Below are 9,351 nucleotides of genomic sequence, written 5' to 3'. Positions count from 1 at the left end.
TGTCAAATTATTTATCGAAAGTAAGAATTGTCAAGATGATATTGAAACATTTTCAACCTTAGAAAAAAGTCATGGCCGAATTGAGAAACGTGAATGTTATCTGGTTAAAGATATAACTTGGTTGGATAATCGTGAAGATTGGGATGGTCTTAAGTGTGTTTTCGCTGTGAAAAGAACGGTTGAATCTAAGCACAAAACAACGCAAGAAATGAGTTATTATATCTCAAGTCTTGAGGCGACACCTGAAAAATTATTAATGATTGTCCGTGAGCACTGGAAAATTGAGAGTTTACATTGGGTGCTGGATGTTGTATTTTCTGAAGATGAGTGTCAGGTCATCTCAGAGAATGCGCAAAAAGTTTTGAATGTGTTTAGAAAACTCGCTATTTTAGCTCATCGTACTTATTTGAAACAAGTAAATAAAAGGGGTAGTGTCAAGCAGAATCTATTGCAATGCTTGGTGAATGAGAAGATATTGACTGACGTAATAAAAAGTTTATGAAACGAACGTGTATCAACAGCTGTATCGTCAAACCAAAGATAATATTTTATCAGGTACTTATGCTAGTCATGAGAAATTGACAGGGAGTCGTACTTTGGCTAAAATTTTAGGCATTAGTCGAAATACTGTTGATAAAGCTTACTCGCAACTTGTCCTAGAAGGCTATATTACTGCCAAGACAAAATCAGGTTTTTATGTTGCAGCATTGCCTGAAACATTTGGCAATATACGAGAGACATCTGTGGTTAATCAGGAGATTGGCAAAAAAGATGAAACTAAAACGCAGTCAAAAGTGCGCTATGACTTGACCAATAGTAGCCATACGAGCAACCTTTTTTCTAAAAAAATGTGGAGAAAACATAGCTTAGAGGCGCTAGATACCTTAGAAAAAGAAGAAAAAATCTCTAGCTTGCAGAATAATCAAGGGGAATTAGTTTTACGCGAAAATCTCTTAACTTATTTACAAGAAATAAGAGGTGTTCACTGTACGGTTGAGCAGATTATTATCACGAGTGGCTTACAGCAATCGCTTGACTATCTCTGTCAAATTGTGCCTAAAAAATCGCAGACGGTATTGATGGAAGAACCGGGTTATCCCAAAGCGCGTGTCATTTTTGAAAATCATCAATTAGCAATTACATCTTCTGAGCTTGACGATAAGGGGCTAGTTATTGCTAATCATCTCTCTCAAGATTTGGATTTGATTTATATCACACCCTCTCACCAATTTCCGACAGGTGTGACGATGCCGATTGGTCGAAGAAAAGAGCTGTTAGCATTTGCTGAAACAAAGAATGCCTTTATCATTGAGGATGATTATGATAGTGAACTTCGCTATTATGAAAAGCCGATTCCTGCTTTGCAATCCATAGACCATTTAGACAGGGTTGTTTATCTGGGCACTTTTTCTAAGGCACTTTCTCCATCTTTAAGAATGAGCTATATGATTCTTCCTAAACCGTTATTAGGCAAATTTAAATATCATTTTGAACAGTTTAATAGCACTGTTAATTTACTGAATCAATACACAGTCGCAAGCATACTTGAAAGTGGTGATTATCATCGTATCGTTCGACGTATGAACCATATTTTTAAGAAATGATTTGAATGTTTTGCCAAGGCATTTTCAGTATTTGAACATCGAATCAAGATTTCTAAAAATATCAGTGGTCAATATTTTTTAGTTGAATTCAATCGAAAAATTAATCAAAAGTTGATGATTGAAAAAGCGATAGAACAAGGTGTTAGAGTTTATTCAACAATGGAGTTTTGGCAAGAAAAAGCAAGTTGTCCAGACAATTCTTTATTTTTGGGGATTAGTAAAATTCAAACAGAGGACATTCAGGATTGTGTAGATAGGCTAAGAAAGGCGTGGTTTGAATTGATTTGAATTTTTTGATGTGAAATTCTACCCTATATTATTGAACCAACAAAATAAACACAAAAGGCTAGGACAAAATGTCCTCAGTCAACGAGAGAGAAAAGTAGACTAGGCTGTGATGATTGTGCCTCAACCAGTTTGTTTTTCTCTTTTTTCGTCTAGTTTTGCAGAAAGTCTCCCAATTTGATAAAATAGCAGCATTGTTTTTACCAAATTCGTATTCTTTTGGCAAAACAATACGAATTTCGCAAGAAAAACGTCATTTTTTTACCAATTCCGTATTGTTTTGGCAGAACAATACGGAATTGGTATTTTGGTATAGCATCAACGTTTTTTACCCGATTTTGTCTTATTTCTGATGATTAGTTTGCTTCTTTACAATTTATCAAGAGCTTTGTTTTTGATGCTCAAATGAATCAAAATTTTTCAAGATAAAAAGTTTGACCTTTATTGACCAAAGCGTTATAATAGGATTTAGAGATAGGATATCTCTGGAATATACTTCTGAAAACAAAGGAGGAAATGAGTTATGGCTCCTAGTGACTTAGAAAATAAATGATTTTTTAAGCAGCTGGGCAGTCGCCTCAACATCTGATATGAATATTGAAAAAATGACAACAACTTTACAACAAGCTTTGGCTGAGGCGCAAAAAATCGCGCAAGTTCGCCAACATCAACATATAGAAATCGCACATCTTTGGAAATTCATGATTCAGCCTGGGCAGTTTGCGCATGACTTTTATCAAGATTTGGGACTAAATTTAGTCGGTTTTGAAACTGAGATTAATCAGGAATTAGATAAAATTTCAGTCGTCACAGGTAGCAATGTTGCTTATGGTCAGAATTTGAGTCAGAATCTATTTAACTTATTTAGTCAGGCTGAAAAGCTGGCACAATCTCTAAAAGATGAGTTTCTATCCACTGAGACGGTATTGTTAGCACTCTTTTCACAAAGCCATCATCCATTGACCAAGTATTTGAAAGACCATGGTATCACGGAGAAGATGGTTAAGGACAAAATCGAGAGTATGAGAGGAGGGAGTTCGGTGACAAGTCAAAATCAAGAAGAACAGTATGAAGCGCTGAAGAAATATGGCGAGGATTTGGTCGAGAAAGTTCGCGCGGGTAAGATGGATCCGGTGATTGGGCGTGATGAGGAAGTGCGAGATGTCGTGCGGATTTTGTCGCGCAAGACGAAAAATAACCCGGTTTTAATCGGCGAACCCGGTGTCGGTAAAACGGCGATTGTTGAGGGCTTGGCGCAACGGATCGTGAAGAAGGATGTGCCAACGAATCTGCAAGATAAGACGATTTTTAGCTTGGATATGGGCGCGCTGATTGCGGGTGCTAAATTCCGTGGCGAGTTTGAGGAGCGGCTCAAGGCTGTTTTAAATGAGATTAAGCAGTCTGATGGTCGGATTATTCTCTTTATCGATGAGATTCACACGATTGTTGGTGCGGGTAAAACAGAAGGTTCGATGGATGCGGGTAATCTGTTGAAACCGATGTTGGCACGTGGCGAGTTGCACTTGATTGGTGCGACGACGCTGGACGAATACCGTCAAAACTTTGAGAAAGATAAGGCTTTGGAGCGGCGTTTCCAAAAAGTGTTGGTGCAAGAACCGACGGTTGAAGACACGATTTCTATCCTGCGTGGTTTGAAAGAACGCTTTGAAGTGCACCATGGTGTGAAAATTCATGATAATGCTTTGATTGCTGCGGCAACTTTGTCAAATCGTTATATTACGGATAGGTATTTGCCAGATAAAGCCATTGACCTTGTCGATGAAGCGAGTGCAACGATTCGGGTTGAGATGAATTCTTCTCCAACTGAGTTGGATCAAATTACGCGTAAACTTATGCAGCTTGAAATTGAAGAAGAAGCCTTGAAGAAGGAAATAGACGATGGCTCTAAGAAACGTTTGGCGATTCTACAAGAAGAACTTGCCAATACGCGTGAAACAGCTAATGCCTTGAAGATGCGTTGGGAAACTGAAAAAGAGGCAGTAGAAGCGATTCATGCTAAGCGTGCGGAGTTAGAGCAAGCTCGTTTTGATTTAGAAAATGCTGAAAATGAGTACAATCTGGAGCAGGCTGCTGTTCTGCGTCATGGTACAATTCCAAAATTGGAAAAAGAAGTGACTGATTTAGAAAATGCCCAAGAAGCAGATGCCAGCAATCACTTGGTGCAAGAATCAGTGACAGATAATGAAATCGCTCAAGTGATTGGTCGCTTGACTGGTATTCCTGTGACCAAACTGGTCGAAGGCGAAAAAGAAAAGCTCTTGCACTTGGCAGAGACACTACACCAACGTGTGGTTGGGCAAGATGAGGCGGTTAACGCGGTTTCTGATGCCATTATCCGTAGTCGTGCCGGTCTGCAAGACCCTAATAAACCGCTTGGTAGCTTTCTATTTCTTGGTCCGACTGGTGTCGGTAAAACTGAATTGGCTAAAAGTTTAGCCGAAGACCTCTTCGATTCAGAAAACCACATGGTGCGGATTGACATGAGTGAGTACATGGAAAAACATAGTGTCTCACGTTTGGTTGGTGCACCTCCAGGATATGTTGGTTATGACGAAGGCGGTCAGTTGACTGAGGCTGTACGTCGTAATCCGTACACGATCGTCTTGCTTGATGAGATCGAAAAAGCGCATCCTGATGTCTTTAACATCCTACTCCAAGTGCTTGACGATGGTCGTTTGACAGATTCTAAGGGTGTTGTTGTTGACTTCAAGAACACCGTCTTGATTATGACCTCAAACATTGGCTCACGGACGCTCTTAGATGGGATTAAAGAGGATGGCACCCTTGACAATACGACCAAAGAAGCAGTTTTAGATGAGCTTAAGGGGCACTTCAAACCTGAGTTCCTTAATCGGATTGATGATACCGTCGTCTTCACGCCGTTGACCTTGTCTGTCGTCAAACAAATTATCGATAAAATCGTGGCGCAGCTTACAGAACGCTTGTCGCATCAAGATATTAATTTAGAGCTAACAACAGAGGCCCTTGATTGGATTGCCAAAAATGCGTATGAACCCGATTATGGGGCACGACCAATTAAACGGTTTATGACGAAACATCTTGAAACACCACTTGCGAAAGCACTTGTATCTGGTAAAGTCTTACCAAACTCAGTGGTTTTAGTTGGTTTGAAAGATGATACGTTAGTTTTTGATATGAAGTAAATAGATTGACCAAATAAAATGAACAGAAATCGGCTTGTTAGATTTTTGTTCATTTTATTTGCGTAAAAATAGGTATAAGTGAGCGCCACGGGAATTGACGAAATAATCTAATAATGTTATAATTGGTAGCAGGTAGCAGGTAGCAGGTAGCAGGTAGCAGGTAGCAGGTAGCAGGTAGCAGGTAGCAGGTAGCAGGTAGCAGGTAGCAGGTAGCAGGTAGCAGGTAGCAGGTAGCAGGTAGCAGGTAGCAGGACTATTTGAAAACGCTTACCGTGTTTGTGTATCTTGTTTCTATATCTATGAGCTAGGATTGCTTAAACGATAAAAAGGAGACACACATGAAAAAAGAAAATTTTAACGATGAGATTTCAAATATTCGGGAGACTTTTAAGGCATTACGAAAAGCAAGGGGCTATACACAAACTGATGTGAGTGATGAGATTGTCTCTAAATCTCTTATCTCTAAATTTGAAAATGGGACAACTATGTTAGCAGCCGATAAGTTATTGCATATTATTTCTAAACTTAATATGACACCAAATGAATTTGTCAATGTTTTGAATGATTATCAACCAGACCGCATGCAACGGCTTTATAACACTTTAAATCAGATTCGTTTTTCCGGTTTAAATGGTGCTGAACAGTCAGAAAAGTTGATTATTGAGGGAACGACTGATAAATTTGAAATTCTGTCAAATATCATGATTAAAAGTGTTTTACAGGATGTGACGGGTAAGCAGTACGTTTCTAAAGCTGAGAGAAATATTGTCGGAGAGTATTTGAATGGACTAGATAATTGGACTGAGTTTGAGGTCAAGCTCCTTTATTACGCTTGTCCGATTTTGGATAGGGGAGATTTTAGGTGGTTTGGTGAAGTGCTTTTAGAGAGAACTAAGCATTTTTATTCTGGTGGTTTAAAAAATTTGTTTATAGGAACTTTAATTAATTTATATGAAGGTATCATTGAATATCAAGACTTAGAAGATGCTGAGTTTCTTAGGCGTGAAATTGAAAAGATTAATCTATCTAGCGATTTAATTGCAACCATTAATTTTCAAATTTTAAAAAATCTACACGATTATACTAAAAAAAGAACAAAAGAAAATCTTACCCAAGCAAATAACTATTTGGATAAGATTGAATTTTTAGGTGTTAAGCCTATTGTTGAGTATTATAGAGGACGACTGAAAGCTTTAGAGGAATAATACGACCACCCACCAAGCGAAATATTTGCTTATCATAATATAGTTCCTTTCTTTATCTCAAGATAACCTTATTATATACCAGATTTTTCGCATTTAGGAAAAGTTGAAAATATTCCATTTATTAGAACTATTTTTAAAAAGTAGAAGATTTTCAACTTTTCGGATATGCCGATTTTCTGTGGTAGAATTAATCTTGTAAGGTTAAGGGAAAGCGCTTTCTCTATAATCTTATACTGCCATGCGCGCTGGCAGTGGCTACACTCAGATTGATTGGTTATAACTTTTCTTGTCTTTGTCTTTGAAATTACTCTGATTAAGTCGTTTTGAATATTAGGACTATGATGTTTGAAAAAATCATTTCAGCAAGCGAGAGCTTGCGAACAAAACTCAGACTAAATAAAAATTTAGTCCATACTTTGGAGGAATTTTATGTTTTCAGAAGTAAGTGGCTTTCAATTGTCACAATCATCAAAAGAAATAGCTAAAAATCTCTTAATATCAGTAATATCAGCATTTTTAGCGGTCTTTGTGGTTCGTAATTTTTTGATTGGTGCAGCTTTGTGTGTCTCTATATCTACCGTTGCACGTTGGGTATGGGCAATTTATCAGGCGCATAGAGCTGGTAGGTCAATTAGAGCAGCTGTTTCTCTATGTCTAGGTACAGCAGGATGGACGTGGATTCTTGTTGATTTTCTGATTGGCTATGGAGTTGCGCTAGTATTGGGAAGTACTTGGGTACAAGCCTTGTAATTCTTTGAGATAGCCTTCTTTGATTCGACTGAGGAGGCTATTTCTATTTTTTAGGAAAGTATTTTATGAAAATATTACATTCAAGATATATATCATTTCTAGTATTTATTTTGTTTATTACTAGTTACTTAATCATGGTACAAAAAAATGTTGGAACAAGCATCTTATCTGTCAATTACGCTTTAAGTGTTCTTTCATTTATTTCTGCAGTGCTTGCACTTATTTTTAATTATATTTCATATGCGTTCTTTTTATCTTTGTTTGATATGAGTCCTTTAAAGTATAAGCAACTTTTTTGGAATGCAGTTTGGATTTCATTTTTATTAAATTATTTATTTGTGTCTCTAACTCAAAAGGTATCAATTTTGATTTTGATGTTCAAAATTGGTATAAATCCATTTATGATTATTAATTTTTTGCTTATTGGTTTTATACTGTACGTAAGAGAAAATAGGTCATTAAAAAAAATTGTATTATTTTTTTTGAGTATAACTCTAGTTGGGATTATTGGACAAGTGATTATAAATATGCTAGGAGTTTAAATGATAGAGAAACGAACTTTCAATCAAGAAGTTAATTTCTTGAAGTACGCCAAATTTAAAGATAAATACCGTTTATATTTTCCAAATATCCCAGATTTTTTTTGGAAAGTGATGTTTTATTGGATGTTCTTTTTTCCGTATCTCGGTATGTTTTTGGTGCTTTCTATTTTTACATTTGTTGTTTATATCGGGAAAATGCCAGAAAATTTTATATTTTATATATCTCTTATTACAATAATAGGACAAAGTCTAAGTGTGTGGGCGATAGTTACAAAAGAAAATGATTTTTTAAAAATTCATCACTTAGATTATTATAATTCAGGTTTGTTTAATAGTTCTGAAAAAAATCTTTTTATTAATAAGTTGATTATTTATTATACTTATCCAATAATTTTTACAATTGCTGTGCCATTATTTTTGGATTTAGTATTACGCTACTTCAAGGGCATAATAAGTATATATGATTGCGTTATATATTTTTTTGTTTTACTTACCATGATATTTTTAATTATTAAAAATGCCTACTATGATTTAACTTTGGAGGTAGGTTTAAAGCATAGAGGAGAGTTTTCGTTTTTTGCTTTTTTTGTTTTGATAATAATTAAATTATTTTTCGTAATGAATAATTGGAATTCCTACCAATCAATTGATTTTAGCATGTTGTTAAAAGCAATGAAACATCGTTACTTAGTTCTACTTACTTTAATATTATTGATATCTTGTAGTTGTTTATTAAAAAAATATCGCTTAAACAAAGTACATCAGGATAATAAAATTATTTCCCTAATATTGAACCACTGTAAAGGAATTGAGCGAGATTTTTTTATTAGAGAATTACTACAAGGAAGTATCTTGTTACCTTTAATAATTATTACTGCTTTATTTATTCCAGCAACTATATTCCAGAAAAATATATCAGTAGTCTTAATTGTATTTTTCTTTTATAGTCATTATAATTCGCATTATTTGCTAAATAATCGTTATTTTTCTTATGTAAAAATGACAGGATATATTTGGCGAGGTTTATGGATTGTAAGTTATAAACTGATTGGAATTCAATTGTTATTAGTGATAGTGACTACATTGTTTCTCAATCATTCTTTAGCGACTATTGGAATATATATCGCAATTAATAGCTTTGTTTTCATATTAAATCTTATAATTTCAACTATAATTTATGGTGCGGTTATTTCTTCTAAAGGGACAGATAAAAAGAAAGAGAAAACAATTGAATTATTTTATACTCTACCATTAATTCTGCAGTTAGTATATGTCATAAGGAGCAATTTATGAAAATATTAAATAAAAAAACTTTAAAAAAATTTTTTATTCTATATATTTTATTTTGGATACCAGCAATCCTATTTCTTATATTATTTGCTATTTTTGGGAAGAGTAACTCAATTATGGTGATGTCAAGTGAGATAGATTATTCGTTTTGGAAGATTTTCACAAATAACCTAGTAGTTGCTGTTTTATTATACTTGTTGGGGTATTTACATAGATATCTGGTTTATTTGTTATATTTTATAAATGCCATGTCTTTTACTTTCTTGTTTAGTTTGTCTATTGAACGATATCAGTTAATTGATGTTCTATTTCGTCTTGCAAGTTATGGTCTGACAGAAATAATGGCGTTTACATTGGTTGTAGTATTAGCATTACAAAAGAAAAATAGATTATTTACTAGAGAGTATAAGGTTGTATTTTTATCAATTTTATTGTTAGTATTCTCTGCATGGATAGAAAGTATTGTGATTTGAAAGAGAGAAAATAATAT

9 protein-coding genes are annotated in these 9,351 nt (G+C 34.9%); all 9 read left to right on the top strand.

Annotated features, from left to right (window positions below):
- Nucleotides 1–502: ISAs1 family transposase (locus tag ACYQ21_RS01480; protein WP_460054392.1), on the top strand; the 502-nt coding region annotated here is incomplete at its 5' end.
- Between the two features lie 7 nt (nt 503–509).
- Nucleotides 510–1,604, top strand: a complete 1,095-nt coding sequence (gene pdxR / locus ACYQ21_RS01475; RefSeq protein ID WP_460054390.1) for a MocR-like pyridoxine biosynthesis transcription factor PdxR — start codon at nt 510–512, stop codon at nt 1,602–1,604.
- A gap of 114 nt (nt 1,605–1,718) precedes the next feature.
- Nucleotides 1,719–1,892, top strand: coding sequence for a hypothetical protein (locus ACYQ21_RS01470; RefSeq protein WP_460054388.1), 174 nt, complete (start codon nt 1,719–1,721; stop codon nt 1,890–1,892).
- A 587-nt stretch (nt 1,893–2,479) separates the two neighbouring features.
- Entirely contained in the window at nt 2,480–5,074 is a 2,595-nt protein-coding gene (gene clpB, locus ACYQ21_RS01465; protein ID WP_460054385.1) for an ATP-dependent chaperone ClpB, read from the top strand.
- Nucleotides 5,075–5,412: 338 nt separating this feature from the next.
- Nucleotides 5,413–6,279, top strand: a complete 867-nt coding sequence (locus tag ACYQ21_RS01460) for a helix-turn-helix domain-containing protein (RefSeq protein WP_460054384.1) — start codon at nt 5,413–5,415, stop codon at nt 6,277–6,279.
- Between the two features lie 429 nt (nt 6,280–6,708).
- Entirely contained in the window at nt 6,709–7,029 is a 321-nt protein-coding gene (locus ACYQ21_RS01455) for a hypothetical protein (RefSeq protein WP_460054381.1), read from the top strand.
- A 65-nt stretch (nt 7,030–7,094) separates the two neighbouring features.
- The gene (locus ACYQ21_RS01450; RefSeq protein WP_460054380.1) at nt 7,095–7,571 is read left to right on the top strand and encodes a hypothetical protein; all 477 of its coding nucleotides are present in this window, start codon (nt 7,095–7,097) and stop codon (nt 7,569–7,571) included.
- A complete protein-coding gene (locus ACYQ21_RS01445; RefSeq protein ID WP_460054378.1) occupies nt 7,572–8,864 on the top strand; it encodes a hypothetical protein in 1,293 nt (430 codons plus the stop codon). It begins immediately after the preceding gene.
- Nucleotides 8,861–9,334, top strand: a complete 474-nt coding sequence (locus tag ACYQ21_RS01440) for a stage II sporulation protein M (protein WP_460054375.1) — start codon at nt 8,861–8,863, stop codon at nt 9,332–9,334. Before ACYQ21_RS01445 ends, ACYQ21_RS01440 begins: the two co-directional genes overlap by 4 nt.
- Nucleotides 9,335–9,351: the final 17 nt, after the last annotated feature.

The sequence above is a fragment of the Pseudolactococcus yaeyamensis genome, assembly GCF_054658615.1.
Note: the sequence above shows the minus strand (reverse complement) of the source record. Positions and strands in the feature narration are given on the sequence as shown.